The sequence below is a fragment of the Rhodanobacter thiooxydans genome, assembly GCF_021545845.1.
Taxonomy (GTDB): domain Bacteria; phylum Pseudomonadota; class Gammaproteobacteria; order Xanthomonadales; family Rhodanobacteraceae; genus Rhodanobacter.
Map to the genome: position 1 here is coordinate 2,462,341 of NZ_CP088923.1, position 24,778 is coordinate 2,487,118.

General features: G+C 65.9%; 26 protein-coding genes and 1 pseudogene. 16 read left to right on the forward strand and 11 right to left on the reverse strand.

Features of this window, described 5'->3' with window-relative positions; genetic code table 11:
- Nucleotides 1-21 precede the first annotated feature (21 nt).
- From LRK53_RS11015 to LRK53_RS11050, 9 genes are all read right to left on the reverse strand, one after another.
- Nucleotides 22-384, reverse strand: coding sequence for a hypothetical protein (locus tag LRK53_RS11015; protein WP_027492546.1), 363 nt, complete (start codon nucleotides 382-384; stop codon nucleotides 22-24).
- A gap of 407 nt (nucleotides 385-791) precedes the next feature.
- Entirely contained in the window at nucleotides 792-1,946 is a 1,155-nt protein-coding gene (locus LRK53_RS11020; RefSeq protein ID WP_081666599.1) for a zonular occludens toxin domain-containing protein, read from the reverse strand.
- 1 nt (nucleotide 1,947) lies between these two features.
- The gene (locus tag LRK53_RS11025) at nucleotides 1,948-2,202 is read right to left on the reverse strand and encodes a hypothetical protein (protein WP_185754628.1); all 255 of its coding nucleotides are present in this window, start codon (nucleotides 2,200-2,202) and stop codon (nucleotides 1,948-1,950) included.
- A 29-nt stretch (nucleotides 2,203-2,231) separates the two neighbouring features.
- Complete coding sequence (locus LRK53_RS11030) at nucleotides 2,232-3,674, reverse strand: virulence factor TspB C-terminal domain-related protein (RefSeq protein ID WP_185754627.1); 1,443 nt, start codon at nucleotides 3,672-3,674, stop codon at nucleotides 2,232-2,234.
- A 134-nt stretch (nucleotides 3,675-3,808) separates the two neighbouring features.
- A complete protein-coding gene (locus LRK53_RS11035) occupies nucleotides 3,809-4,021 on the reverse strand; it encodes a major capsid protein (protein WP_037089525.1) in 213 nt (70 codons plus the stop codon).
- Between the two features lie 375 nt (nucleotides 4,022-4,396).
- Entirely contained in the window at nucleotides 4,397-4,675 is a 279-nt protein-coding gene (locus tag LRK53_RS11040; protein WP_027492542.1) for a hypothetical protein, read from the reverse strand.
- Between the two features lie 22 nt (nucleotides 4,676-4,697).
- On the reverse strand, nucleotides 4,698-5,735 hold the full coding sequence (locus tag LRK53_RS11045) for a replication initiation factor domain-containing protein (protein ID WP_027492541.1): 1,038 nt from the start codon (nucleotides 5,733-5,735) through the stop codon (nucleotides 4,698-4,700).
- 118 nt (nucleotides 5,736-5,853) lie between these two features.
- Nucleotides 5,854-5,985 carry a hypothetical protein gene (locus LRK53_RS19230; protein ID WP_255324853.1) on the reverse strand — a complete coding sequence of 44 codons (132 nt, stop codon included), beginning with the start codon at nucleotides 5,983-5,985 and terminating at the stop codon, nucleotides 5,854-5,856.
- A 4-nt stretch (nucleotides 5,986-5,989) separates the two neighbouring features.
- On the reverse strand, nucleotides 5,990-6,163 hold the full coding sequence (locus LRK53_RS11050; protein WP_185754626.1) for a hypothetical protein: 174 nt from the start codon (nucleotides 6,161-6,163) through the stop codon (nucleotides 5,990-5,992).
- Between the two features lie 77 nt (nucleotides 6,164-6,240).
- On the opposite strand from LRK53_RS11050, the gene LRK53_RS11055 reads away from it, so the two are divergent.
- The 14 genes from LRK53_RS11055 to LRK53_RS11115 all read left to right on the forward strand — a co-directional run bounded on the left by LRK53_RS11055 (nucleotide 6,241) and on the right by LRK53_RS11115 (nucleotide 20,930).
- Nucleotides 6,241-6,591: a helix-turn-helix domain-containing protein gene (locus tag LRK53_RS11055; RefSeq protein ID WP_185754625.1), complete on the forward strand. Its 351-nt coding sequence runs from the start codon at nucleotides 6,241-6,243 to the stop codon at nucleotides 6,589-6,591.
- 574 nt (nucleotides 6,592-7,165) lie between these two features.
- A complete protein-coding gene (locus tag LRK53_RS19235) occupies nucleotides 7,166-7,468 on the forward strand; it encodes a DUF2933 domain-containing protein (protein WP_081666597.1) in 303 nt (100 codons plus the stop codon).
- A gap of 1 nt (nucleotide 7,469) precedes the next feature.
- Nucleotides 7,470-7,679 (forward strand): hypothetical protein, encoded by a 210-nt coding sequence (locus LRK53_RS11060; protein ID WP_081666596.1) that lies wholly within the window; start codon nucleotides 7,470-7,472, stop codon nucleotides 7,677-7,679.
- 26 nt (nucleotides 7,680-7,705) lie between these two features.
- Nucleotides 7,706-10,162: a heavy metal translocating P-type ATPase gene (locus LRK53_RS11065; protein WP_235642065.1), complete on the forward strand. Its 2,457-nt coding sequence runs from the start codon at nucleotides 7,706-7,708 to the stop codon at nucleotides 10,160-10,162.
- Between the two features lie 36 nt (nucleotides 10,163-10,198).
- Complete coding sequence (locus LRK53_RS11070; protein WP_235642066.1) at nucleotides 10,199-11,584, forward strand: MBL fold metallo-hydrolase RNA specificity domain-containing protein; 1,386 nt, start codon at nucleotides 10,199-10,201, stop codon at nucleotides 11,582-11,584.
- A 1-nt stretch (nucleotide 11,585) separates the two neighbouring features.
- On the forward strand, nucleotides 11,586-13,100 hold the full coding sequence (locus tag LRK53_RS11075; RefSeq protein ID WP_235642067.1) for a thymidine phosphorylase family protein: 1,515 nt from the start codon (nucleotides 11,586-11,588) through the stop codon (nucleotides 13,098-13,100).
- A complete protein-coding gene (locus LRK53_RS11080) occupies nucleotides 13,097-14,008 on the forward strand; it encodes a ribose-phosphate diphosphokinase (RefSeq protein ID WP_027492538.1) in 912 nt (303 codons plus the stop codon). The genes LRK53_RS11075 and LRK53_RS11080 overlap by 4 nt, the downstream gene beginning before the upstream one ends.
- Complete coding sequence (locus LRK53_RS11085) at nucleotides 14,005-14,967, forward strand: hypothetical protein (protein WP_235642068.1); 963 nt, start codon at nucleotides 14,005-14,007, stop codon at nucleotides 14,965-14,967. The genes LRK53_RS11080 and LRK53_RS11085 overlap by 4 nt, the downstream gene beginning before the upstream one ends.
- Before the next feature lie 356 nt (nucleotides 14,968-15,323).
- Nucleotides 15,324-16,460: a phosphoketolase family protein gene (locus LRK53_RS11090; protein ID WP_235642660.1), complete on the forward strand. Its 1,137-nt coding sequence runs from the start codon at nucleotides 15,324-15,326 to the stop codon at nucleotides 16,458-16,460.
- A 17-nt stretch (nucleotides 16,461-16,477) separates the two neighbouring features.
- Nucleotides 16,478-16,741, forward strand: a complete 264-nt coding sequence (locus tag LRK53_RS11095; protein WP_027492537.1) for a hypothetical protein — start codon at nucleotides 16,478-16,480, stop codon at nucleotides 16,739-16,741.
- Between the two features lie 23 nt (nucleotides 16,742-16,764).
- On the forward strand, nucleotides 16,765-18,333 hold the full coding sequence (locus tag LRK53_RS11100; protein WP_235642069.1) for an ABC1 kinase family protein: 1,569 nt from the start codon (nucleotides 16,765-16,767) through the stop codon (nucleotides 18,331-18,333).
- Nucleotides 18,330-18,803 carry a hypothetical protein gene (locus LRK53_RS11105; RefSeq protein ID WP_027492535.1) on the forward strand — a complete coding sequence of 158 codons (474 nt, stop codon included), beginning with the start codon at nucleotides 18,330-18,332 and terminating at the stop codon, nucleotides 18,801-18,803. Before LRK53_RS11100 ends, LRK53_RS11105 begins: the two co-directional genes overlap by 4 nt.
- Nucleotides 18,800-20,017 carry an MFS transporter gene (locus LRK53_RS11110; RefSeq protein ID WP_027492534.1) on the forward strand — a complete coding sequence of 406 codons (1,218 nt, stop codon included), beginning with the start codon at nucleotides 18,800-18,802 and terminating at the stop codon, nucleotides 20,015-20,017. The genes LRK53_RS11105 and LRK53_RS11110 overlap by 4 nt, the downstream gene beginning before the upstream one ends.
- Entirely contained in the window at nucleotides 19,968-20,930 is a 963-nt protein-coding gene (locus LRK53_RS11115; RefSeq protein WP_235642070.1) for a DUF6629 family protein, read from the forward strand. Before LRK53_RS11110 ends, LRK53_RS11115 begins: the two co-directional genes overlap by 50 nt.
- Before the next feature lie 10 nt (nucleotides 20,931-20,940).
- Here the strand turns inward: LRK53_RS11115 and LRK53_RS11120 are convergent, their stop codons facing one another.
- Together LRK53_RS11120 and LRK53_RS11125 are read right to left on the reverse strand one after the other, a co-directional pair.
- Nucleotides 20,941-22,257: a hypothetical protein gene (locus LRK53_RS11120; protein WP_235642071.1), complete on the reverse strand. Its 1,317-nt coding sequence runs from the start codon at nucleotides 22,255-22,257 to the stop codon at nucleotides 20,941-20,943.
- Between the two features lie 200 nt (nucleotides 22,258-22,457).
- A pseudogene (locus tag LRK53_RS11125) lies at nucleotides 22,458-23,405 on the reverse strand (FAD-dependent oxidoreductase); the annotation flags it as partial.
- A 133-nt stretch (nucleotides 23,406-23,538) separates the two neighbouring features.
- Between LRK53_RS11125 and LRK53_RS11130 the strand changes: the two are divergent.
- Both LRK53_RS11130 and LRK53_RS11135 read left to right on the forward strand, forming a co-directional pair.
- Nucleotides 23,539-23,871 carry a cupredoxin domain-containing protein gene (locus LRK53_RS11130; RefSeq protein ID WP_027492531.1) on the forward strand — a complete coding sequence of 111 codons (333 nt, stop codon included), beginning with the start codon at nucleotides 23,539-23,541 and terminating at the stop codon, nucleotides 23,869-23,871.
- A gap of 135 nt (nucleotides 23,872-24,006) precedes the next feature.
- The gene (locus LRK53_RS11135; protein ID WP_027492530.1) at nucleotides 24,007-24,756 is read left to right on the forward strand and encodes a hypothetical protein; all 750 of its coding nucleotides are present in this window, start codon (nucleotides 24,007-24,009) and stop codon (nucleotides 24,754-24,756) included.
- Nucleotides 24,757-24,778: the final 22 nt, after the last annotated feature.

The following is a 24,778-nucleotide window of genomic DNA, read 5'->3' on the forward strand; positions in this document are numbered from 1 at the left end:
CCATCATCCAAGGCGGCAAGGCTACCTGATCGGCCGATCCGCATAGCGGCCACTGCAACGTACAGGATCGCCCACCGTGCCGAGCTGGCTATAGCTCGCTCCGTCCACCAGCACCACCACACCGCCGACGCAGCGCTGATTGCCAGTCAGCAGCCGACGATTCCACGACACAGCCACTTCCTCACGCCGGCGCTGGGCTGCCTTCTGGTCGGCCTCCGCAAGCTCGACGTCCATCTGCGCCGGGACACGCAGAATCTGGCCCATGACCTCCTGCGCCTGACGCAAGTCACGCGCCCGATCGAACTCACGATATGCGACGTACACCACGGCCAGCAGCAGCGCCGCAACCACGATACCAACAGCCACCTTCACCCCCTCACTCATCCCTGCCCCTCCCTGATAGTGAAAGCATGGTAACAAAGGCCATGGCCATCCCTACGGGCTGACCACAGATCACGAGCGAGCCGGGGCACCGAACGGACTTCATCCACAGGTTTTGACCAAGTGCAGGCACTTGGTCCCGGATAGTGCGACAGCCAAAGCGGTTGGCGGGAAGCGGTACGGGAAAGAATGACCGCTGGGACAGGTGCGGCCGGGGTGGACACCGCGTGCCATGCATCGACCATGGCCGGCCTAAGTTCGCTCCTTCCAGTCGCTAGCGGGCCTGCGGCCCATATCGGCGGATTGAATTAATGGGCTTGACACGCGAATTAGGTACGGTATGAATGAATCATAACCTTAAACTGAACGATTACTGAATGGCATGATTAATGCGTACTTGACAAGTCTGCTTATTTGTGCTTGGAAACGCCGCCGAAAGGGTCAGGATTCCAACGGCCGAAGGTAGGCGGAGTGTACGGGACCGCCGTATCGCGCTCGCGGCCCGTCTCGATGCCGGCCAAGGTCGGCGACGGGCCGGGCGTCGGCGGCGCCTGCGGCTGTACCGACGCCGCCCGGCCCGTCGTCTCCTCTTGCCGCTTGTGATCCTCACCAGCGAATGGGTTGTAAACACCATCAGCGACCATTGAGCGGCAGCGGTCCAGCGGCACAGCGTAGCGCGTGCCCTGCTCGGTCATGCAGCTACAGCGGCCATCCTCGACCGCCACGCAGAACAACCGAGGCTGCGCCTGCACTTGCAGATTGTCGAACATCGGCGCAGACCACGGCAGACCCTCAACACGCGGACGCATCCACGCCGCGAAATCGCGATGACGCATGTCGTCGTCGGCGGACTTGCGGCCCGCGTCCGCTTTCTGCCCTGGCTGATCGTCGGCAGCTTTGCCGTTAATCATTTCGACGTTCTTTGCTTGCGCATGGCGCACGACGAAAGGCACCGCGACCACCGCGACCACCGCGAGAACGCACAACGCAGCGAAGTAATAGACCTTGCGCGGAATGCGGACTTTCATGTTGTGGCTGTTGCTGGACTGGTACAGGTCGAAGATATGCGCCGGCAGCGTGCCGATGGACTCCACGCCCGCTTTCTGCGCGCGCTCGTTCTCGGGCTTCTCGATGCACCGGCCCCACGTGTATTTCATGGTCACCTTCGTATTGAACTTGCGCACCGTGTGCACGTGCTGATCGACCAGCCGCCGCACCGACGGCGACAGGTCGGCGGGATGCTGCACCGTCAGCACGAAGTCCATGCCCTCGTGCCGCACCTTGCGGATGCGCTTCACCCACTCTTTCGGCTGGCCGCGATCCAGCGGCATCAAGTGATCCTCCTGCGCTTCGTCAATGAAGATCACCGAGTCCGTAGGCAACGCTTCCCACCAGCGTTCGAGCTGCTGCATGGTGAGTTCGGTAGCCAGACCCGGCAGCAAGCCGCGCACGCCCATGTGAAAACGCGGGCGGTCGGGCTGTTCGTCTTGGTAACGCACGATCTCCGCGACCATCTGCGCAGTCTTGCCGGCGCCCGGAAGGCCGCTGTAAAGCTTCACAGGCATGTCAGTGCGCCGCCCGCTTGGTAAAGAAGGCCTTTGACGCACCGACCGCCACGCGGCCTATCCACGCGCTCAAGACGATGGTTATGGCAACGTCGATGCCGAGAAAACCGACGTAATCCGCCATCGCACCAGCAGCGCCCAGACGCGCCGAGATCGCATCACGCACCGGCGCAATCACCAGCTGATGCGTCGCCAGACCGACCCCGGCACCGATCAAGGCACGGATCGCCATTTCCCCAATTGTCGAAAGCAGCATGCTTCCGATCCAAGCCACGATGACAGGCATTAGCCGACCCCTCCCGCAGTAATGCGCGCCGCCGCGAAGAGCGCGAACGCAATGATGATTGCCTTGAGCCAGCCGCCGACCTCGCAGCCCGCCGAGAACTTGATCGCGAAGGAGCGGCCTCCCGGCAACGGCACCTGCATGTCGTGCAACGGGCAGGCAGTCGCGAAGCCCATGCCCGACAGGTCATAGTTGCCGGCGTTGGCCGCGTCCGCTGTGCTGTTGCCGGTAGACGTGCCATCGCTCCACACGTCGGCAGCGGTGTGCGCGCCGTCCGTCAGCGACGGCGGCGCCGTCGTACCGGCAAGATCCTTGTGGACTTGGCAGGTCGTCGCCCACTGCGTGCGCGCTGCGCCACACATCACCATGTCGCCGCTGCACACTGGCGGCGTCTGACAGTCCTGCCCCCCGCCAAAGGTGCCGTTCGTGCTGCCGCCACTGCTGGTAGCCGACGCCGGACCAGCGTCGCCGGATTGCTGGCCGCTGGTAACCTTCGTCCCAGGAAGCCCGTAGGCGTTAACCGTGACCACCATCGCGGCGCCCGTGGTCGGACTAGCCTGCGTGTACTTATCCGACCCCTGAATCTGCGTCGACGGGTCGGGAATGATCGCCGAAGGCGGCGGAGGAATGACAGCCTGCCCTGCACACACGGCAGCGCTGCCGCTGGCCGTACAGCCACCCGTGGAGGACGTCGCCGTCGCACCGCTGACGCAATACTGCTGACCGCCTGCACTGCCGCAATACTGGTTAGTCCCGGCGTTGTAGCAACTGCTGCCGGAACACACCGAAGGCGGGGCCGTGACGTTGGTCGCCGGCAAGGTCGGAATCGGCGGCTGAGGATTCACCGCCGCGCCGTTGCCGTCCGTCCATCCCGAACCACTGGCGAGATTACCCGAAGGTGCAACGCTACCGTACGTCTCCCACGTACCATCGCTGCGCATCGTCGGAACCCCGATGGGCGTGACGCTCATCGCGCACTGCACCGTGCCCCCGGTCATGGGATCGGTCGCATTCTCCGGGATCGAATAGCCGGTGAGAATCTTGCCGGTCAGGTACACATTCGCGGGCGCGATGCTGGAACAGGGATTCGACGGCGGAGGCGTCCAGCCAGCAGGACATGCGGCACCATCCATCACAAACGCACTCTGCGACCCATTCATACCGACATAGCTCCAAACAAAATGCGTGGTCCAGGGATTCGAACACGAGCCCGACTGATACGACGTGCCAATCTGCGCCCGCTGATCCGCACACCACTGCACGCCAGCGTCATACCCCGGACAACCCGACCCCTGCGCAAACGAGAGCCGGGCGACCGAAAGCAACACGACGACGAGGAGCCATCGGAGCATCACGACAGCGACAGCCAGATAGCCGGCAGCAAGCCGAGGCACAGCGCAAAGAGAAAGACAACACACGCGCAGCGAAGAACGCACATCAATCATCACTCCGGCCGAACACGATCCAGCCCGCACCGAGCAGCGCGATCAACACGAAGTAACCTGCTATTTCCATGTCCGCTTCTCGCCCTGGAAAAAAAGAGGCGCGGAGGTTGCCCCCCGCGCCCGCCTCGCCTGGATCAGCCCGCACCCTTGATCCACTTGTAGAGCTTGATGCCGTAGTGCATCGACAGCACCGCGACACCGATCGCCGCCGCAGCGGTTGCCGCGTCCGTGATGACGGCGACGATGGCCGTGGTATCGACGGCAGCACTAGCACTCGTGACAGCAGCCAGCCCCAGCAGGCCGGCAGTGGTGAGCTGGGCACGCTTGCCCTTGAAGAACTTGTTCATGGCGTCAGTCTCCGACCCGCCGGAGAGAACGAAAGACATACGCCGTTGCCCAGCAGGTCAGAATCGCAACGGATATGGCGATGCCGGCAGTGGCATCTAAGTCGGGAAACAAGCCCTGTTGCGCCACCCAGTACGGATGCGCGCAGACGCCCGTGGTCGCATCCACGTCGGCAGAATCGCAGCCTTGAACGAGCGGAACGAACACGGGACGGCCTCACAGCAGAAGGTCAAGATCGCAGGGGAAACATCGGTTCCCCCTGCACCCCCCGGTGTCCAAAAGCGGGACAGCGGGTTAGAAGCGAATGCGGAAAAGCCAACAGCCGAACCGCACGAAAGCGAGAGCAAGGAACGCGTACGCGATCCAGCGCGGACGCATTACGCCGCCTTGGAAGCTTTAAGCGGCACGAACTCGCGGCCGATCTGCAAGCGGCCGTCACGGTCGAGATACAGGCCGGTTGCCACCACGGTGTAGTCGCCCGGAGCAAGGAAGTACGGCGACTTGTCCGGGTCGAAATACTGCTGGAACTCCTCAACCCGACCCTCACCCTTGACGATGCCGCAGGTCTGAAAACCGTGAACCTTGGAAGGGTCTTTCTTGCCGTTGGCGCGCTTCACTTCGTTGTAGGCGCGCAGGATGTTGTGGTTATCGTTCATGGAAGCGTCTCCTTGTGGACGTCTAGACTGCTAATTGCGGGCTAGCGAATGCGCGCCCGAGTGACACCCGCCCTAGCGGGTTTGCGTTGAGCCAGCCCGGCATAGAAGCCCGCGCCAGCTTCAGGCGGATAAACCGCCCGATCATTTCGTCATCGATTTGGTTACGAGAAATCAGGCCGAGAAGCGCGCCGTACTGGCGCTTGCAGTGGCGGATGGCGCTGGCGAGGTTGGCTTGCGTGCGCTTCACGGCAACGCGGATCACGGACATGCACGCGCTGATCCAGCTGAGAGCCGGGTACTGGCCGACCATGAACTCCCACGGTGCATCGAGCGCTTCCAGAGGGACGGGTCGATCACGGTTGAAAAACCGGGCTTCCCAGCGAACCCACTCAACGCCGGCGTCACCGTCACGGAAGCCCTGTTCCCTGCCCTTTTCGTAGACGACAAGCTGGCGGCTGCCCGTAGGCTTGCCGATTTCGATGGTCTTGCCGCTACCGTCGTTCCACCCGTTCGGCTTCATTGCTGGCCGCACGTGAGCGCCGTCGAAATCGCCGGCCTCATACATCGAGACGGCGAGCGCCAGATCATGAACGCCGGCATAGTCGTCGTGGGCGATATCCAGCCGGGTGATCTTGGCCCCGACGGTCTCCAGCAGACAGCGCACGTGCCCCCACGCTTCCGCGAAGGGGCGCGACGCTGCAACGCGGGCGCAGCCTGCGCCCGTCAGCTCGACAGAGACCGTCCCCATCTGGCGGTCACCGCCGAAACTAATATCACCGCAGGACTCGCCCGAGGGTGTGAGGAGCTGAAAGTGGTGCGTGTAGCCCCGGCGTCCGCCCTTGCGGTCGGTCTCCACGGAGATGCCCGACTCCGGCGCAAGCGCCCGGATGAACTCCACGGCATCAAGCTGCTGGCGGAACTCCTGATCAAGACCGATATACGCCTGCTGAATCGTGAAGCGCAGAAAATCAGGGATCGCGGGCACCCAGCTATTCGCGTCGTTCAGGTTAGTACCTCCCCTGTTAGCCAACGGGAGGGCCGGCGCGCTGCGCCGGCTCATGCCTGCGCCTCATTCGCTTCGTCAGCGAGCCGAAGCCAGACAGCAGCCTTGCGCCAGTCCCCGGCATCAAGGCATGCGATAGCGGCAAGCACCGCTGCGCACTCCGCCTGAAGCGCGCTCAAAGCAGCAAACCCGTCGAGCGCTGGAAATGGACCGCCTCGCGGCGGCGCTGGGCGGCCCGCATGCGGCGGTCAAGGGCGCGCACGGCAAGCGCGGCGGCGACGGCGTAGAGGATGGCGAGGGCGATCATGCCGTCACCACGTCGCAATCGCGAAGGCATAAGCCGATTGGGCCTCGGCGTTCTCAGCGGAAAACGCCGCGAGTTCTAAGAAACCGGCATCGCGGTAAGACGCCTCAAGCTCCATCGCGGCCTCGCAGTGTTCGGCACACTCGATGATGGCTTGCCGGTCGGATTCGTTGATCTGCATGATTCGCCCCTGTCAAGTGAATTGCGACAGGCGGCAACGTAAAGTAGATTGCGACACCCCGTCAAGAGGAATGCGACATGTCGGCTGTAAATAATTTACTTGACAAATACCGCGAAGCATGCTCCATCACGTCAGACAGCGCCTTAGCGGAATCGCTGCGCATGACGCGGCAGGGTGTTCACCAATGGCGAAAGGGCATGTCGTGGCCGTCAGAGGATCACGTCATCGCGATGGCGAACGCGATCAAAGAGCCAGCAGAACGCTGGTTCGTGGCAATCAATGCGGACCGGGCATCGCCCGCAGCCCGCAAGGTCTGGCTTCGACTCGCTCAAATCGCCGCAATGATTGCTTTGACCGTAGGCATTGCACCGGCTCACGCCGGGACAGTTTCAGCTCCGCATAATCCGGGGCATGTGTATATTATGTAAAATTAAAGGTAGTGTGGTATCGACTCGGCCGGCGCGTCACGTCCTTCCTGTCTTCTTCCTGTCTTTCGTCAAAAACCAAGACATACGCCAGACATGGCGGTCAATCATCTGCACCGTCGCCTTGGGACGAGCCGAGGCTCGGACGTCGGCCCTGCTCGGTCCTGTCTACTACCGCACTTGGTCGCACCATTCCCCGAACGTCCCTTGGGATTTGAGGGGGCTCCAACTTTCGAGAAGTTGGGGCCATGAACAACAAGTCGAGCAAGTTTTCCCCTGGGTTCCTGCAGAAAGCAGCTAGTCGGCACGCGCATGCTCATCGATACGCTTGCTCGCGTCGTTACTACCAGTATCTCCCTGACGCCGCGGCAGAACAGCGCATGTCTGAGGGCCTGAATCCTTTTTGACCATAGTCAAATGCGTATGCGGCGCAGCGGCTTACCGTGGCATCGTGGAGTCGGAAAGCCGCCAGCACAGTGCGATGCGCAACCGTCATCGCCTGACGTCAGCCCGAGTGACCACTCCTTCCGCCGGGCACGGCGAGCCTGCGGATCAAACGCTGTCATAGGAGGCGCTCATGAAAGCATCTCATACCCCTGCTCCCGGGCCGTCGGCCATCCGGGGACGTTGGGTCTGGTGGATCTTCGCGGCGATCGCCACCTACTATCTGCTGAGCGATTACCACGCACGTGGTACTGGCTTTACCGGCTGGCTACCGCTTGGCCTGCTTCTGTTATGCCTGCTGATGCACGTTTTCATGCACAGGGGGCATGGGCATGGAGCACACGGCGCACATCGGGACACGCAACACGGTATGCCACCGGGTCCGACGCCCGATTCGCAACCGGCTCGGCACGACCACCAGCCACCGGAGCACTGACATGCCGCATGCGCCGTCCCATGGCTGCGGCCTGTGGTTCCTCGTCGCCCCCATCACCTTGGTGCTGTACCCGATGATGCTCGTCGCCTACGTGCGTCTCGCACGTCGGGAGGAGCGTGACAGCTTCGCTCGCTTCGGCCCGAGGTACGCCGCGTATATGCTGGACGTGCCCGATTTCCTTCCCCTCCGCTCGCACGCCACACAGACGTAGCATCCCCCGCACTGAAGGAGATTGTCATGACCGGTCAAGACCCCGGGCAACGCGGAAGCGCTGGTGATTTGCATGCGCTTGTTGGTCCCGTCGAAGCGAGCACCCACACTATGGATGCCCACGCGCCCTCCAGCCGCAGTCACGCCTGGCCCATCGGCGGAATGGTGAGTGCTGGCTGCGCCCGCACGCTGGAGCAGACGATTGCCCAGCTGCCGGGTGTGCGTGCGGCCGATGCCAGCTTCGCCGCATCACGGTTGAAGGTCGACTACGACCCGGCGCAGGTAGATGCCAGCCGAATTGCCGAGGCGATCCGGCGCTGTGGCTTCGAGTGCGCCACGAACGGTCACCGTGACGTTGCGCATGCGCATGACGGCCACGCGCATGCGCACCACCACGCGCACGCGGACGAGACGGGCCGGGAGCAGCCAGCCGCGGGCTCGCATGCCGATCACGCCGCGGATGCAGGCGACGCCCATGCCGGCATGCACCACGGCGGTGACCTGCACGCGGCGGCACGGGACATGCGCCGCCGTTTCCTGGTCGCATTGGCGTTCGCGATCCCGGTATTCCTGTGGTCGCCGATGGGGTTGATGCAACCGCTGCCGGTGCCTTTCGGCCTCGATAAAAACGTCTGGCTGTTCCTGCTCGCCTCGGGTGCGGTGCTGTATCCAGGCTGGCCGTTCTTCACCGCGGCAATCCGCTCGTTGCGCCATGGCGTGCTCGACATGTCCGTACTGGTGCTGCTCAGCGTAGGCACGGGCTACGGGTTCAGCATTGCGTCGACCTTCTTCTTCGAAGGCCCGAACTTCTACGAGGCTTCCGCGGTCCTGCTGACTTTCATCCTGCTGGGCCATTGGCTGGAGATGCGGGCCCGGGCCGGTGCCTCGGATGCGATGAGGGCGCTGCTCAAATTGTCTCCGCCCCGTGCGATCGTGCGGCGCGACGGACAGGATCTCGAGGTGGCCACCGCCGAGGTCCGGGCCGGCGACGTAGTGGTCGTCCGTCCCGGGGCCAAAGTGCCGGTGGATGGGACGGTACTTGAGGGTAGTTCGCAAGTTGACGAGTCCATGCTGACCGGCGAGTCGATGCCGGTTCGCAAGGACCCGGGTGCCACGGTGGTCGGCGGTTCGATCAACAAGAGTGGCGCCTTCGCCTACACCGCCACCAAGGTTGGCGGCGACACGGCGCTGGCGCAGATCATCAAGCTGGTGCAGGACGCGCAGAACTCCAAGGCTCCTGCGCAGTTGCTCGCCGATCGGGCCTCGCAGTGGCTGGTGCTGGCGGCGATCGTGATCGGTGTAGCGACTTTCGTCGTGTGGTACTGGTGGCTGGACCAGTCCTTGCTGTTCGCGCTCACGCTGACCATCACGGTCTTCGTCATCGCCTGCCCCGACGCCCTCGGGCTGGCGACGCCGATGGCGATCATGATCGGCACCGGCCTGGGTGCGCGTCACGGCATCCTGTTCAAGCATGCCGAAGCGATCGAGCTGAGCGCGCGGCTGGACGTGGTGATCTTCGACAAGACCGGTACGCTCACCGTCGGCCAGCCGGAGGTGGTCGACCTGGCGACGGCCCCTGGCTGGACACCCGAACGCCTGCTTGCCGCCGCCGCGGCGGTCGAGGTGCATTCCGAGCACCCGCTTGCCCAGGCCATCCTGAAACGTGCGGGCGCGGTGCCGACGCGCGCGACGGCATTCACCAACATCGACGGCCAGGGCGCCACCGGCGTGGTCGACGGGGCGCAGGTGCTGCTCGGCAACCGCCTGCTGATGGCCGAACACGGCGTGGACCTGGGTGGACTGGAGGCGGACGCGGCACGACTCACCGGCGCCGGCCGAACGGTGATCTTCGTCGGCGTCGATGGCCAGCTCGCCGGTCTCATCGCGATCGCCGATGCGATCCGCGAGAGTTCGCGCGCAGCCATCGAGGAGCTGCATCGGCGCAACGTCAAGGTCGCGATGATCACCGGCGACAATCGGCCCACCGCCGAGCGCGTGGCCCGCGACCTTGGCATCGATATCGTGCTCGCCGACGTGCTGCCCGCAGGCAAGGCCGACGAGGTGAGAAAGCTGCAGGCGCAGGGCCAGAAGGTCGGCATGGTGGGCGATGGGGTGAACGACGCCCCTGCGCTGACCCAGGCTGAGGTCGGTTTCGCCATCGGCGCCGGCACCGACGTGGCGATCGAAAGTGCCGACATCGTGCTGATGCGCAGCGACCCTTACGATGTAGTTCGCGCGGTCACCATTGCCCGCGCGACCTTGCGCAAGATGCACCAGAACCTGGCCTGGGCGGTCGGCTACAACGTGGTCGCCTTCCCGCTCGCGGCCGGCGTGCTCTACCCGTTCACGCTGTCGCCGGAGATCGCGGCGCTGTCGATGTCCGGCAGCTCGGTGATCGTCGCGGTCAACGCATTGATGCTGCGCCGCGTCCGCCTGGCGCCACGCTCGGGCGACACCTCCCCATCCCAAAAGGCAGCGACCTGATCCAGACCGCCTGCCCTGCACCTTTCCTGGAGCGATATGAACAACGCTACCGATTCCACCTTGCAGTTCCTCGGCGCCGCCGGCACGGTCACCGGCTCGCGTTACCTGATCGAAGCCGGCGGCCATCGCGTGCTGGTCGACTGCGGGCTGTTTCAGGGGTACAAGCAGCTGCGCGAGCGCAACTGGGCGCCGTTCCCGGTCGCGCCGGACTCGATCGATGCAGTCGTGCTCACCCACGCCCACCTGGATCATTCCGGCTATCTGCCGGCGCTGGTCAGACAGGGATTCCGCGGCACGATCCATTGCACCACAGGCAGCGTCGCGCTGTGCGGCCTGCTCCTGCCGGACAGCGGGCACCTGCTGGAGGAGGAGGCGAAATACGCGGCACGCAAGGGCTACTCGAAGCACGCCAAGCCGCTGCCGCTCTACACGAAGGAGGACGCGGAGCGCAGTCTGCGGCAGCTGCACGGCCACGACTACGAGCGGGACGTGGAGGTCGTAGCTGGCATCCGGGCGCGCTTCTACCCCGCGGGGCACATCCTCGGCGCCGCCCATGTCAGCCTCGACGTGCACGGCCGGCGCCTGCACTTCAGCGGCGACCTCGGCCGGCAGCACGAGTCGCTGATGAATCCGCCTACGCCGCTGCCTGCCTGCGACGTACTGGTCTGCGAGTCCACCTACGGCAACCGCGCGCATGTCCCGATCGACCAGGAGGCGGAACTCGCGCCCATCGTGCGGCGGGTCGCCGCACGCGGCGGGGTGATCGTGATCCCGGCCTTCGCGGTGGGTCGCGCCCAGGCGCTGATGTTGCACCTGGCGCGGTTGCGGCAACGAAACGAGATCCCTCCGGTCCCCGTCTTCCTCAACAGCCCCATGGCGGTGGATGCAACGCGCCTTTACCACGAGCACCACGCCGAGCACCACGTATCCGACGAGGACTGCCGCCGCATGTACGAGATCGCCACGTTCGTCAACAGCGTCGAGGAGTCGAAAGCGCTCAACCGCCGGCGCGAGCCGATGATCATCATCTCCGCCAGCGGCATGGCCACCGGTGGGCGCGTGTTGCACCACATCGAAGCGTTCGGTCCCGACGATCGCAACGCGATCGTGCTCTCCGGCTACCAGGCCGGCGGCACCCGCGGCGCGGCGCTCGCTGGCGGTGCGCACACCTTGCGCATGTTTGGCCGGGAAGTGCCGATCCGCGCCGAAGTCATACCGCTGGCCGGGTTCTCCGGGCACGCCGACGCGAACGAACTGCTGGCGTGGATGCGGACCACGCCATCCGCTCCGGAGATGGTCTACGTTACCCATGGCGAACCGGATGCCTCCGACACCCTTCGCGCGCGCATCGAGCACGAGCTTGGGTGGCATGCGCGCGCACCGGAACACATGGAGCGCGTTTCGCTGGAGGGCGCGAACTGACATGGACGCATCCTCCCCTGCTCGCCTGCGCGTGATCCGTGCCGGCATCGACACCTACCAGCAGCCGGTGGTGTACATGCACAGGGACTGCGAGGTCTGCCGCTCCGAAGGCTTCGCGGCGGTGACCCGCGTGCAGATGGATATCGGGGGGCGCACGCTGATCGCGACCCTGAACGTCGTGGTCGGCGACCTGGTCACCGTCGACGAAGTGGCCCTGTCGGAGGCCGCCTGGCAGGTCCTGGCCCCCGCTCCCGGCGCGCTGGCCAGCTTCCGCCACCCGGAACCGGCGGCCTCGGCTGGCGCACTGCGGGCCAAGGTATTTGACGCACGGCTGGATGATGCACAGTTCCTGGCGCTGATGGAGGACACGGTCGCAAGCCGCCTGTCCGACCTGGAACTGGCAGCGTTCGTCACGGCTTGTGCGGGCGAGCGCCTCGATCCGGACGAAAGCACCTCGCTGACGCGGGCAATGGTCGCGGTCGGTCAGCGGCTCGACTGGGGCGGCGGCCTGGTGCTGGACAAGCACTGCGTCGGTGGCTTGCCGGGCAACCGCACGACACCCATCGTGGTGGCGATCATCGCCGCGCTGGGCTACCGCATCCCGAAGACGTCTTCGCGCGCGATCACTTCCCCTGCGGGCACCGCGGACACCATGGAAGTGATGGCGCCGGTCGCCCTCGACCTGCCGGCCATGCGCCGGGTGGTCGAGCAGGAAGGCGGTTGCATCGTCTGGGGTGGCAACGTGCGCCTGAGTCCTGCCGACGACATCCTGATCCGGGTCGAGCGTCCGTTGGATTTCGACAGCGACGGCCAACTGGTCGCCAGCGTGCTGTCCAAGAAGGTTGCCGCCGGCTCGACCCACGTCTTGATCGACATGCCGATCGGACCGACTGCCAAGGTGCGCAGTGACGCCGCGGCCGCCCGCCTGACCGCCCGCCTGGTCAGCACGGCGAGCGCGCTGGGCGTGTCGTTGGGTGTGCATCGCTCCGACGGCACGCAGCCGGTCGGTGTCGGAATCGGCCCGGCGCTGGAAGCACACGACGTGCTTCGCGTGCTGCGCAACGCGCCGGACGCGCCGGCAGACCTGCGCGATCGCGCCATCGCGCTCGCGGGTGCGCTGCTCGACCTCGTGCCCGGCAGCATCACGGGCAGCGGGGAAGCCCGCGCTCGCGCGACGTTGCAGTCCGGCCAGGCGTTGGCGAAATTCCTGGCGATCTGCGAGGCGCAGGGAGGCTTCCGCGAACCGCCACGCGCGCCGTACACCGCAGACGTGGCGGCTGGTGCGGACGGCCGGATCGCCGCGATCGATAATCGCCGGCTGGCGCGCATCGCGAAGCTCGCCGGTGCGCCCGTCTCAGCCGCCGCCGGCCTGGAGACTGCATGGCGCGTCGGCGACCTGGTAGCGCGCGGGCAGCCGCTGTTCACCGTGCACGCACAATCGCGCGGGGAACTGGCCTACGCGCTGGAATACGCCGCGTCGACCACCCCATTCGACATCGTCAGGGAGACGGTATGAACCGGGTACTGATCCCCTTCCCCGCCAATGCCGCGCTGGCAGCCACCATCGCGCCGACGCTGCGGGCGCGCCTCGCGCCGCTGGCCTGGCGCCACTTTCCGGATGGCGAGTCGCTGGTCGCGCTCGATGACGACCTGCAGGGCGCCGACGTCGTCCTCCTCGCCAGCCTGCACGATCCGGATTCTCTTGCCCTGCCGCTGCGTTTCGCCGCGCAAACCGCCCGTGAATTCGGCGCGCGCTCGGTCGGACTGGTTGCCCCCTACCTGGGATACATGCGCCAGGACACCCGCTTCCACCGTGGCGAGGCCATCAGCGCGCGGCTGTTCGCGCGTTTCCTTGAGGAAGCCTTCGACTGGCTGGTGACGGTCGATCCCCATCTGCACCGGTATCCGCGACTCGACGCGCTATACCGGATTCCCGTCCGCCAAGTTTCGGCCACGCCGGCCGTGGCAGGCTGGATCGCGCGGGAGGTGCCCGATGCCATGCTGATCGGGCCGGACAGTGAGAGCGAACAATGGGTGGCGGGCATCGCCGCACAGGCCCACCTGCCTTACCAGGTGCTCAGCAAGGAGCGGCATGGCGACTACGACGTACGCGTCAGCCTGCCCGATGCCACTGCCGCGAACGGCCGCACGCCGGTGCTGGTGGACGACATCGTTTCGTCGGGCCATACCCTCCTGGAAACGCTCAAGCACCTACAGCGGCTGGGACTGCCAGCGCCGGTGCTGGTCGCCATCCATCCGGTGTTCGCGGGCGACGCCTATGCGCGGTTACAGTCCGCGGGCCTGGTGCGCATCGTCAGCACCGACACCATCGCGCACGCATCCAATACCATTCCCATGGGCGACGCGCTGGCAGTAGCGGTGTCCGAGCTGATGGCGCGGGGTCTGACCCAGGGGGCTCCATGAATTTGCATTTCACTTGTTGCACTGCCGACCAGCTTCCCCCTGCCGACCGCCAGCGCATCGAACAGTTGGCGGCTGCGCATAGGCAGGCCGACGCTGACTTCGCCGACTGGGCCGCGGGCTATGGCGTGATCCGGCACGACGCACTCACCCAGGTGCGGGTCCGCGAAATGGTGGCCGAACGCGTCGTGCTGGGCCGGCTCGCCGACGCGGCGACGGGTTGGCGCCGGCTCGCAGCCGCCGACCGCCTCGCGAGCGCCGGGATGTGGCTGGTCGTGCATATGACCTACGCTCGCCGCATGCGCACCGATGGCGGCGCGCTGGAGGCGGACGACTTCAAGGCGACCCCGGAAGGCCACACCGGCGGGTCGCTCAACATGGTGCCGGCGTACACGGCCTATCTGCTGATGGATGCCCTCGATGGCGTGACCCGCGCCTGGATGATGGGCCAGGGATATTGCGTGGCCGCCATCGACGCGCTCAATCTGCTGGTCGGCAACATGACCGACGCGCACGCCGCGCGCTACGACCGCAGCGACGCCGGGCTGAGCCGCTTCGCCAGCGACTTCTACGCCTACACCCTCAATCCGGACGGCACGCAGCGTCGCCGCTCGGTTCGCACGTCAACGCGCACACCGCCGGTGGCGTGCTGGAAGGCGGTTACCTGGGCTTCGCGGAACTGCAGTACGTGCACGCGCCGCTCAAGGGCGAGCGCCTGGTCGCCTTCCTCAGCGACGGCGCCTTCGAGGAGCAACGCGGCAGCGACTGGGCGCCGCGCTGGTGGCGCGCCGAGGACAGCGGGCTGGTCAGCCCCATCATCATCCTCAACGGCCGCCGTATCGAGCAGCGCAGCCAGCAGGGTGGCGAGCGCTGGCTGGACCGGCACCTGCGCCTTAACGGATTTGATCCGATATCCCTGGACGGCCGTGATCCGGCCAGCATCGCCTGGGGCATCCACGTGATGGAGGCGCGCCTGCAGGCACCCGGCGAGTCGCACGATCGTGGGGTCGTGCTTCCCTACGGCATCGCTGAGACAGTCAAAGGCTACGGGTTCCCCGGCGCGGGGACCAATACCGCGCACAACCTGCCGTTGCCGGGCAACCCGTCGCAGGACGAACCAGCGCGGGCCCTCTTCAACGAGGGCGCGGCGGCGCTGTTCGTGCCCCGGACCGAACTCGATCAGGCTCTCGCCGCCCTCGATACCCACCAGACCCAGCAGCGGATGCGCGAACGCGACCACGCACTGGCGACGCGCCAAGTTCCGCCACCACGGGTTCCGCCCATCGCGGACCGCGCGCCCGGCGGCACGAGCTCGCCGATGCAGGCGCTGGATGCGCAGTTCACGTCGATCGCCGAAGCCAATCCGCAACTGCGCGTGTGCGTGGGTAATCCCGACGAGCTGCGCAGCAACAAGCTCGACCGCACCCTCGACACCCTCAAGCATCGGGTGCAGGAGCCCGAGCAGGGCGTCGCGGAGTCGACCACCGGCGCGGTCATCACCGCGCTCAACGAAGAAGCGGTGATGTGCGCCGCGCTCGGCAACAAGGACGGGCTCAACCTGGTCGTCACCTACGAGGCCTTCGCGCCGAAGATGCTCGGCGCGGTGCGCCAGGAACTGATCTTCTCGCGCCATCTCCGTCAGGCCGGGCGTCCACCTGGTTGGCTCGGCGTGCCGCTCGTGTTGACTTCGCACACCTGGGAAAACGCCAAGAACGAGCAATCGCATCAGGATCCCACCATGGCCGAGGCGTTGCTCGGCGAAATGGCGGATGTTTCACGCGTGGTCTTCCCGCCCGACTCGAACGGCGCCGCTGCCGCGCTGGCGCATGCCTATGCGCAGCTGGGTACCGTCACCGCGCTGGTCGTGCCCAAGCGCTCCGTGCCAGACGTGTTGACGCCGGACCAGGCGCACAATTTGGCGGAAGCAGGCGCAGTGCATCTGGCCGGAGATCCACACGGTGCGCAACTGATGCTCGTTGCCACCGGCGCCTACCAGCTACAGGAAATCCTGCGTGCGTATGAACGTCTGTCGGCGCACGATGTGCCGACCACGGTGGTTTACCTCGGGGAGCCAGCACGGTTCCGTGCGCCGCGCGACCCGGATGAATCGACTTACGTGCAGCCTGCCGCCTTCGTCCACGAATTGTTTCCACCCACGATGCCGCGGGTTTTCCTGACCCATACCCGTCCCGAGCCCTTCCTGGGCGTGTTGCGCCCCCTGGATCTTGGCCCGGCGACGACGGTGGCGCTTGGCTTCATCAATTGCGGCGGCACGCTGGATGTGCCCGGCTTGTTGTTCGCCAACCGCAGCACTTGGGCGCATGTGGTCGATGCGGCGGCACGCGTACTTGAGCGCGCCACCGAGGAGTTGCTGACCGTCGACGAACGTACAGCACTGGACGGGCGCGGGAATTCCGCAACGATCATCGCCATCCGGCATGGGGCGCGTCCGTGACGAGTGCCGATCCGGGCATGGGCAAGCGCATCGACTTGTTGTCGATCGCGGGCGCCGCGCCGGGCGCGCTTTTCGCGCGCGCGCTACTTTCGCTGGCGTATCCGCTGTCAGGAATCGGGCTCCTCGTCCAACGCCTCGGCATGCGCGCACGCGATCGTGTAGATTCGCGGGGCGGCCCGCTGCCACTCGGCTGGCGCGTGCTCTATGGCGTGTGCCGGGTCGCCATCGATGCGCTGCCAGTGGCGGCCACGGTGCAGCAGCTGTCGATTGGGGGGCAGTAATGCAGGGAACCTTTGGGCGTGGCATGCAGATCGCGTGGGCCGGCCTCGGCCTGGCCTGGGATGCGCTGCGTTGGCGGCGTCGCGCACCGGAGCGCTTGCCGGAATGCGTTCGCGTGACGCTCACTCGCCTGGGCACGACCTTCATCAAGCTCGGCCAGGGGTTGAGCCTGCGCTGGGATCTACTCCCCGCGGCCTATCGCGAAGCGCTGTCGCACCTGCACAGCGACGTGCCCCCGTTCCCATCGTCGCAGGCCGCCGCAGCGATCGATGCCGCATTCGGACAGCCACTGTCGTCCCTGTTCTCGGAATTTGATCCGAACCCGCTCGCCGCCGCCTCGGTCGCGCAAATCCATCGCGCGCGCCTGCACGATGGCCGTGAGGTCGTGGTCAAGATCACCCGCCCAGGAATCCAGGCCCAGGTTCATGCCGACCTACGCCTGCTCAGGCGCACGGCTCGCATCGCCCAGGTCGTCTGGCCGCCGCTGCGACGCCAGCGTCCGGTGGAGCTGGTCGACGAGCTCTCGCAGTTCATGCACGCCGAAATCGACATGCGCCACGAGGCGCAGAACATGCGGCGCATGGCGCCCGTGCTCGACCCGTTACCCGACGTCACCTTGCCCCACGTCATCGAGCCCTTCGCCGCGCGCGAGGTGCTGGTGCAGGAAATGAGTCACGGACAGCGGTTGGAAGCCTACTACAGGACGCCGCAGGCGCCTGCGCTCGCCATTGCGCTTCTCGACGCCTATCTCCACCAGTTGTTCATCGCAGGCGTGTTCCACGCCGACCCACATCCGGGCAACCTCTTCGTGCTCGACGACGGCCGCCTGTGTTTCCATGACTTTGGTTCAATTGGCGTGCTTGATCCGGGCGCACGGCTCGCTCTCGGCAGCCTGGTGGAGGCGGTCGTCGCCAATGACGGCGCCGATGTGCTCGATGCGGCCATCGCATTGGGATTCTTCGGTCCCCACATCGAACGGCGCGATCATGAGCGTGAAATCCACCTGATCCTTTCAGAATTGGTCGGTCGGCCGCTCGCCCAATGGTCGGTGGCCGAGGCGATCTGGCGCGTCGCGCGGATCGGCCATGGCGCGAGCTTCCGCCTGCCCGCCCATCTGCTGGTGCTCATGCGCACGCTGTTCCTCGTCGAGAACACGCTGCGCGCGCTGGATCCACAATTCGACATGCTCGGCACGCTGGCGCGTCGCGCGCCGGAGATCGCGACTGCCATCGACGACGCCAGCCACACGGGCCAGCGTCCACTCGCAGCGCAGTTTGCACGCACGGCACGGCAATTGCCGCAACTGGCAGCCGACTTGCTGCGCCAGGCGCAACTCAATGGCGGACGGCCCGCATTCACCATCCACCACCGCGGCTTGGTATCCACACAGGAAGCGATCGGCCGCACCGGTAATCGGCTCGCACTGGCGCTGGTCACGCTGGGTCTGTACGTAAGTGGTTCACTGCTGACGCTCCATGGCGACGGCCCGCGGATGTTCGGCCACCTGCCAGTGCTCTCCGTCATCGCTTTCGTAGCTGCCGCCGTGCTGTCGTTGCGCCTGATCATCGGTATCAGCCGCTCGGGACACCTGTGAGCGACCTGCGTCTGCTCGCGCCCAGCTTGGGCTCCGCGACCCTCAAGGCTGCGACTTACCACCTCGCTCGATCCGATCACGCAGACGCGGCACACCTGAGCAAGCCGGCCCGCATCGAAACTCCGATCCAAGGAGGTGCAGACCAACCTTTCGACGCACTGCTGCAGGGGCTGCCGACGGACGGGCATGTACCGGATGTCGTTGTGCACCGGATCGTTCATGGGGGAGACCTGGCGCACGGCTGCGAACTCGATGATGTCCCGCTCGCGCAATTGGATGCACTCGCGATGCTGGCACCGCCGCACCAACCAGCGGCGTTCGCCCTGGCGAGGGAGACACGCATGCGCTGGCCGGCGGCGCGGCACGGGGTGGCGTTCGACACGAGCTTCCACGCCACGCTTGCGCAGCTGCTGGCCGCAACGCGGACCGTGTCAACCCCGACGCAGCCTGCATCGGTGGAACCCGCGTGACGCAGGGACAGTCCACGCTGGTCGGGCGTCACGCCACGGTCGTGGCCAGCGCGGCGACGGCCTTGGCATACGGTTTGGTACTACCAGTGCTTCCGGTCCTGATCGCGCGTCTTGCCGATATCGATGCGGCACCGCTGACGGGGCGTCTCATGGCGGTCTACAGCCTGGCCGTGATCGTCAGCGCGCCGCTGTGGGGGTGGCTGTGCAGCGGCATGGGCGCAGTACGCGTGCTGCGTGTCGGATTGATCGGCCAGATCGGCGCCCTGGCTTTCTACACGCTGCCTCCGACGCTTGCCAGTCTGATCACTGCACGCGCACTGCAGGGTCTGTTTGCTGGCGCCGTCCTGCCGGCGCTGCTCGCACAGGCTTCGCAGGTGGCCCTGGACGAAGCGGACCGTTCCCAAAGGTTTGCGGATGTCGTGCGTGGCGGGCTGCTGGGCGGGCTGTTTGGCCCAGGCCTCGGCGGCGTCCTGGCGTCGGACTCGCAGCTGCAACTGCCGGCGCTGGCGGGTCTGGCCGCACTCGCCGTCGCTACGGCCGTCGCCTGGCGGATACCGAGCCTGCCGGCGACCGCACAAGTAGTGGTTCCCCGGGCGGTGGGTCACCGCGGTGAATTGCTCGTTTGGCTCGCGCTGGGAGCGCTTGCCGCGGCGGCCATGAGCGTCTACGAAGTCGGTCTCACCACGCGTGGGCGACTGGCCTTGGGGCTCACCGCGCGTGATATCGGACTGATGTTCAGTGGTTGCGGCGTAGTCATGCTGTTGGCGCAGATGATGGTGTTCCACCGCGGTCATGATCCGGTACGTGCCTTCGGCTGGGTCGCGCCCGCATTTGCCGCAACCGCCGCCGGGCTGGCGATCCTCGCCGCGGTCGACCGGGCATGGGGCACGACGGCGGGCATCGTGCTGGTCGCGGCCGGCGCGGGCGTACTGCAACCTGCACTCACCTACTGGACTTCACGCACGGCAGGGGGCGGCGCCGAAGGGATGACGCTCGGCCTGCGTACCGCCGTGACCACCGCGGGCCAGGCGCTGGGCAGTCTCGCCGGCGGCTATGCCTTCACGGCGACGGCCACCGGCCGTGCGCTACTCGCCATTGGGCTCGTCCTGCTCGGGCTCGCGTCGATCACGACGCATCGTCTACGCCGGCGGCTGGTCTCGGTGCATGACGCGTCGATTGCCCCGCGGTCGGTGCCCAGGAACCGGCACACATGACACACGCATCGACACCAAACTGGTCTTTCCAACGCTGTCGCGACCGTGGCGCGCCCCTCCTGGCGCGGGCGAGGTGCGTCTGGACGGGGATCGCCTCTCGGCCTTGCAGCCGCATGACCCGCGGCTGTTCGCGCGCTTGCTGGCGCAAGGCTCGCTCAGGCTCAGCGAAGCCTACATGGATGGTTGGTGGGACGTCCCCCACGTTTCCGGGCGGCTACGTCGCCCAGCGCTGAATCATTTCCAGGAACCGCCACGTATGTGCTTTTCGGCTACCGCCAGTTTCACCGCAAGCGCAGCGCTCGCCGGCATCGGGCTGCTCGGCCTGCGCCGCGTGCCCGACCGCCGCTACCGACTGCTCGCCTGGATCCCGTTGCTGTTCGCGGCGCAGCAATTCACGGAAGGTCTGGTCTGGATGAGCTATCCATGGGCGGCGCCAGGATTGCGTGGCGTGGCGACTCAGGTGTATTCGGTATTCTCGCACCTGCTGTGGCCGGTGTACGTGCCTTGGGCGGTCCGCGCCATCGAGCCCGGTACGCAGCGCCGCCGTTGGCTGGGGCTGCTCGCAATGGGTGGGCTCGCCAGCGCGGCCTTCCTGGCATGGGGCATGGTCGCCACACCGATCCATGTCGCGCCTGTCGGCGGGCACCTGGAATACGCCTCGCCGCACTTCTTCCTGCCGCTGTCATTGACGCTATACCTGGCGGCGACGACCTTGAGCCTGGCGATTTCCAGCCGTCCCCTCGTGCAGGTATTCGGCCTGCTCGCAATGATCTCGGCGGCAGTGGCCTACGCCGTCTACGCACGCTGGTTCATCTCCGTGTGGTGCTTTTACGCGGCGGCCGTCAGCCTGATCGTGTACATCGCCTTGCGGCATGCCGACGCTGCCGAACGAGTGACGAGTACCGACGGGTGACCTCCCCGACTCAGGGTACGCGTGCTTCGTGCGAGGTGAGCACCGCGGCGAATCCGCCGTGCGCGGTACGCATGTTCGTGGTCTGCCCCTGATAGAGGCGGGCCGCGAACAGCAGTGTGCCAGCCTCTGAAGCGAAGCAGCGCACATCGGCCTTGAGCGTGATGTCGGCGTGCGGGATACGCACGCTGGGCGGTGCGAAAGCCTGCGCCACGTAAGCCGCGGAAGCCATGGCTTCCCATGTGCGCCGGGTCACCTTGTCACCACGATAGCTGCCGCGACTGCCGTAGCCGGATGCGGGCTTGAAGAAGTAGTGGTCACGCGCGGCCCACAGGGCATCGCGGTTTTCCGCAGTCAACTCGACCGTCGACGGGATGGCCTTTGCCAACAGATTGGCCGTGGAGGCATCGATTCCGTAGCTCTCGAGCAACTGCGGGGCATCGAGTACGGCGAGGTTGCGCTTGTCGGCGTACACCGCGTGTGCCCGGGGGTGCGGTGTCAGCGCAATCGAGCCCGCCAGGTATGCCGTGGCCAGCGGCTGGCAGGCAGGTTCGCGCAGGGCGAAATCGGTAAGACGGTTGTAGATGGCATCGACCGGCCCGTCGGCGTCACGCAGGCCATTGCGGTCGTGAATGAGTTCTTCGGGCGCCCGGATCACCGTGTCGATGCCCCGGGCCTGGAATGCCTGCCGGTACAACTCGAATTCCGGATAAAGGAACTGCTCGCGCGGTGCGACATCGACGATGGCCATGCGCCTGGGCATCCGGCCGAGTTGGCGCTGCGCGTCCTCGAGCCATGCCGAAACGCCCGCCTCCTGCGCCGCGGCACCGGTCGCCAACGGCGCCCAGGCTACCGGCGTACAGGAATGCACGGCATCGAGCAGGAACGCGTTGAGCAGCAGCCCACCGGGATTGGTGTTGATCTCGATCAGCCGCGGCCCTTCGACCGTGAGATGAAAATCCAGCCCCAGCGTGCCGCCCGCGGAACACGGATCACGTCGCGCGATCTCGGGGGAATGGCGCAGCACGTGCTCCACGTAGCGCGGATGTCTGGCGACCCGAAATACGGCCTCCGCAACGGAACTCATGGCGTCCAACGCATCCCGGTCCACGAACAGGGCATGTGGTGAAAACAGGTGCGCATGCCGCACCGGGTCGATGGCTCCCATCCCGGGAAGCGCCGCCTCCAGGGTGTGGCGCAATTGGTCGATGTCGACCACGGCGCAGCCGCAACGCCGGTTCAGCGCTTCCGGGTCCGTACCAGCGCAGTCGATGTCGCACGTGGGTATCTGCATGAGGCCGAAGATCTTGCTTTCCGGATGGAGACTCAAGTCCCAACCGGGCGCGCCTGCATCACTCGGCGCCGCTCGGAAGTAGGACTATACATCGAGGCTTTTCGATGCGTGGTATTGATCCATGCGCGGCGAGGCTTCGACACCCTGACGGAGTGGCCGCGCCTCGATCGGCCGCCAGACTCGTCGTGAGACTGGATCGCACGAAACCGAACAAACCCGAGATTCGCCTGCCGGATTCAGCCAGCGCAGCAGGACAGTTGCCTCACGTCCTTGCCGAAGGTCTGCGCCGCGAGCTTGAGCCCTTCGACCATGGTCAGATACGGGAACAGCTGGTCGGCCAGCTCCTCGACGGTCATGCGCGCACGGATCGCCAGCGCCGCCGCCTGGATCAGCTCGCCCGCCTCCGGCGCCACCGCCTGCACGCCGATCAGCCGATGCGAAGCCGCCTCGACCACCAGCTTGATGAAGCCGCGGATGTCGAAGTTGACCAGCGCCCGCGGAACGTTGTCCAGCGTGAGCACGCGGCTGTCGGTCTCGATTCCCTCCAGCTGTGCTGCCTCTTCGGACAGCCCAACCGTGGCGACCTGCGGATCGGTGAACACCACGACCGGCATCGCCGACAGCTCCAGCGTCGCGTTGCCGCTGGTCATGTTGATCGCTGCACGGGTGCCGGCGGCGTAGATGTCCGGCGCGCTGGTGCGCATAGCCGCGTCGATCCGGATGGCGCCTTGCGCATGGGTTGCCACGCCTGCGGCATTGAGACCCAGCCCGCGCGTATCCGGATGACGGCCGGTGGCGATCAGCAGGCGGTTGGCGTGCAGTTCGCCTTCGCCGGTGGCGAGCACGAATTCGTCGTTCCGATAGGCGACGTGGCTGGCCTGGGTGTATTCCCGCACCTCGATCCCTTCGGCGCGGAACGCGGCGGTCACTGCTTCGCCGATGGCCGGGTCTTCGCGGAAGAACAAGGTGCTGCGCGCCAGCAGCGTCACCCGGCTGCCCAGCCGCGCGAAAGCCTGCGCCGGTTCCGCGACGACCACCGAGGAACCGATGATCGCCAGCCGCGGCGGTATCGAATCGCTCGCCAAGGCTTCGGTGGAGGCCCAGTAGGGCGTTTCCTCCAGGCCGGGGATCGGCGGCAGCGTAGAACTCGCACCAGTGGCGACCAGGCAGCGGTCGAGGGTCACCTCGCAAGCAATACGCACCATCCCCGGGCACATCCATGCCGTATCTCCCGCACGAGCCGACCTTCGTCGTCGGGGTTTCTTGACGACTTAAATAACAATGAGTAGCATTTACTAAACACAAGGAAACCTACCGATGAATCGTTTTTTGATGCTGCTCGGGACCGTCCTGCTGCTGGCTGCCGGGAATGTGGCGGCAAGTGAACCGCCGGAATACACGCTGGTCATCAAGAACCATCGCTATCAACCGAGCGAGATCAGGATGCCAGCCAATACCAAGGTGCGCATCGTGGTGAACAACCAGGATCCGACGCCCGAGGAATTCGAGAGCACGGATTTCAACCGCGAAAAACTGGTTCTGCCCAACGGCAGTGCCACGGTTTACGTCGGTCCACTGCGTGCCGGTACCTATGCCTTTTTTGGCGACTTCCACCAGGACACGGCCCAGGGGCGCCTGATCGTGGAATAACCGTTGGCTCCATGCCTGGCTTCCTGTTGCCGAGGCATCGATCCCTTCCCATCCGTTTCGATCGGCCGCGCATTCTCCGTCGGCGGCAGCCCGGTGGCAGTGGGCTGCGTGGCTCGATACTCCCAAGGACTTCCCATGCAAGCAAACCGCTCGTTTCCCCGGCGCGCCCGGCGCGTCCTCCCCGCGGCCCTCGGCCTCGCCCTGATCGCAGGCGCCAGTCTCGTGCACGCGGATGACTTCATCGTCTACTCGCCGCACGTGATTGCCACCCAGACCGAGTTCGAGCTGCGTGGCTACGGCTACAGCGACGGCCGCGCGGATATCAACGGCGAGCGCGCGGCCGAGCTTTCGATTGCGCACACATTCACCAGTTGGTGGAAACCCGAGATCTACGTGGCCGAGTACAAGAAGGAGCCCGGCGGGCGGGGAAAGCTGGTGGGCTACGAGTTCGAGAACACGTTCCAGTTCACCGAGCCGGGGCGCTATTGGGCCGACTTTGGCCTGCTCGCCTCCTACGGTCACCCCAAGGGTAGCGGCCCTGGCGAGCTAGAGTTTGGCCCACTGATCGAGAAGACCGCTGGCCGTTTCGATCATCGCGTCAACCTGATCTGGGAACGCCAGATTGGCGGCGGCGCATCGCACCACACCGAATTCCGCTACAGCTACGCGGGTACCTATGCGCTGACCTCCGCGTTCCGGCCCGGCATCGAGGCGTATGGCCGGCCGGACGACGACTCCTATCAGGCAGGTCCCGTGGTCACCGGCGAATGGCAAGTGCCGGGCACGCGTGGCAATGTCGAATACCGCGTCGGCCTGCTGCTGGGCATCAATTCCGCCGCTCCGCAGCGCACCTTGCTGGCGCAGGTCGAGTATGAGTTCTTTTGAGCGCGGGGCTGCGGCGATGAAG

What these genes read in the sequence shown, in the direction of transcription:
- LRK53_RS11015 (WP_027492546.1), bottom strand. Translation starts at nt 384, where the DNA reads ATGAGTGAGGGGGTGAAGGTGGCTGTTGGTATCGTGGTTGCGGCGCTG.
- LRK53_RS11020 (WP_081666599.1), bottom strand. Translation starts at nt 1,946, where the DNA reads ATGCCTGTGAAGCTTTACAGCGGCCTTCCGGGCGCCGGCAAGACTGCG.
- LRK53_RS11025 (WP_185754628.1), bottom strand. Translation starts at nt 2,202, where the DNA reads ATGCTGCTTTCGACAATTGGGGAAATGGCGATCCGTGCCTTGATCGGT.
- LRK53_RS11030 (WP_185754627.1), bottom strand. Translation starts at nt 3,674, where the DNA reads ATGATTGATGTGCGTTCTTCGCTGCGCGTGTGTTGTCTTTCTCTTTGC.
- LRK53_RS11035 (WP_037089525.1), bottom strand. Translation starts at nt 4,021, where the DNA reads ATGAACAAGTTCTTCAAGGGCAAGCGTGCCCAGCTCACCACTGCCGGC.
- LRK53_RS11040 (WP_027492542.1), bottom strand. Translation starts at nt 4,675, where the DNA reads ATGAACGATAACCACAACATCCTGCGCGCCTACAACGAAGTGAAGCGC.
- LRK53_RS11045 (WP_027492541.1), bottom strand. Translation starts at nt 5,735, where the DNA reads ATGAGCCGGCGCAGCGCGCCGGCCCTCCCGTTGGCTAACAGGGGAGGT.
- LRK53_RS19230 (WP_255324853.1), bottom strand. Translation starts at nt 5,985, where the DNA reads ATGATCGCCCTCGCCATCCTCTACGCCGTCGCCGCCGCGCTTGCCGTG.
- LRK53_RS11050 (WP_185754626.1), bottom strand. Translation starts at nt 6,163, where the DNA reads ATGCAGATCAACGAATCCGACCGGCAAGCCATCATCGAGTGTGCCGAA.
- LRK53_RS11055 (WP_185754625.1), top strand. Translation starts at nt 6,241, where the DNA reads ATGTCGGCTGTAAATAATTTACTTGACAAATACCGCGAAGCATGCTCC.
- LRK53_RS19235 (WP_081666597.1), top strand. Translation starts at nt 7,166, where the DNA reads ATGAAAGCATCTCATACCCCTGCTCCCGGGCCGTCGGCCATCCGGGGA.
- LRK53_RS11060 (WP_081666596.1), top strand. Translation starts at nt 7,470, where the DNA reads ATGCCGCATGCGCCGTCCCATGGCTGCGGCCTGTGGTTCCTCGTCGCC.
- LRK53_RS11065 (WP_235642065.1), top strand. Translation starts at nt 7,706, where the DNA reads ATGACCGGTCAAGACCCCGGGCAACGCGGAAGCGCTGGTGATTTGCAT.
- LRK53_RS11070 (WP_235642066.1), top strand. Translation starts at nt 10,199, where the DNA reads ATGAACAACGCTACCGATTCCACCTTGCAGTTCCTCGGCGCCGCCGGC.
- LRK53_RS11075 (WP_235642067.1), top strand. Translation starts at nt 11,586, where the DNA reads ATGGACGCATCCTCCCCTGCTCGCCTGCGCGTGATCCGTGCCGGCATC.
- LRK53_RS11080 (WP_027492538.1), top strand. Translation starts at nt 13,097, where the DNA reads ATGAACCGGGTACTGATCCCCTTCCCCGCCAATGCCGCGCTGGCAGCC.
- LRK53_RS11085 (WP_235642068.1), top strand. Translation starts at nt 14,005, where the DNA reads ATGAATTTGCATTTCACTTGTTGCACTGCCGACCAGCTTCCCCCTGCC.
- LRK53_RS11090 (WP_235642660.1), top strand. Translation starts at nt 15,324, where the DNA reads ATGCAGGCGCTGGATGCGCAGTTCACGTCGATCGCCGAAGCCAATCCG.
- LRK53_RS11095 (WP_027492537.1), top strand. Translation starts at nt 16,478, where the DNA reads ATGGGCAAGCGCATCGACTTGTTGTCGATCGCGGGCGCCGCGCCGGGC.
- LRK53_RS11100 (WP_235642069.1), top strand. Translation starts at nt 16,765, where the DNA reads ATGCAGATCGCGTGGGCCGGCCTCGGCCTGGCCTGGGATGCGCTGCGT.
- LRK53_RS11115 (WP_235642070.1), top strand. Translation starts at nt 19,968, where the DNA reads ATGACGCGTCGATTGCCCCGCGGTCGGTGCCCAGGAACCGGCACACAT.
- LRK53_RS11130 (WP_027492531.1), top strand. Translation starts at nt 23,539, where the DNA reads ATGAATCGTTTTTTGATGCTGCTCGGGACCGTCCTGCTGCTGGCTGCC.
- LRK53_RS11135 (WP_027492530.1), top strand. Translation starts at nt 24,007, where the DNA reads ATGCAAGCAAACCGCTCGTTTCCCCGGCGCGCCCGGCGCGTCCTCCCC.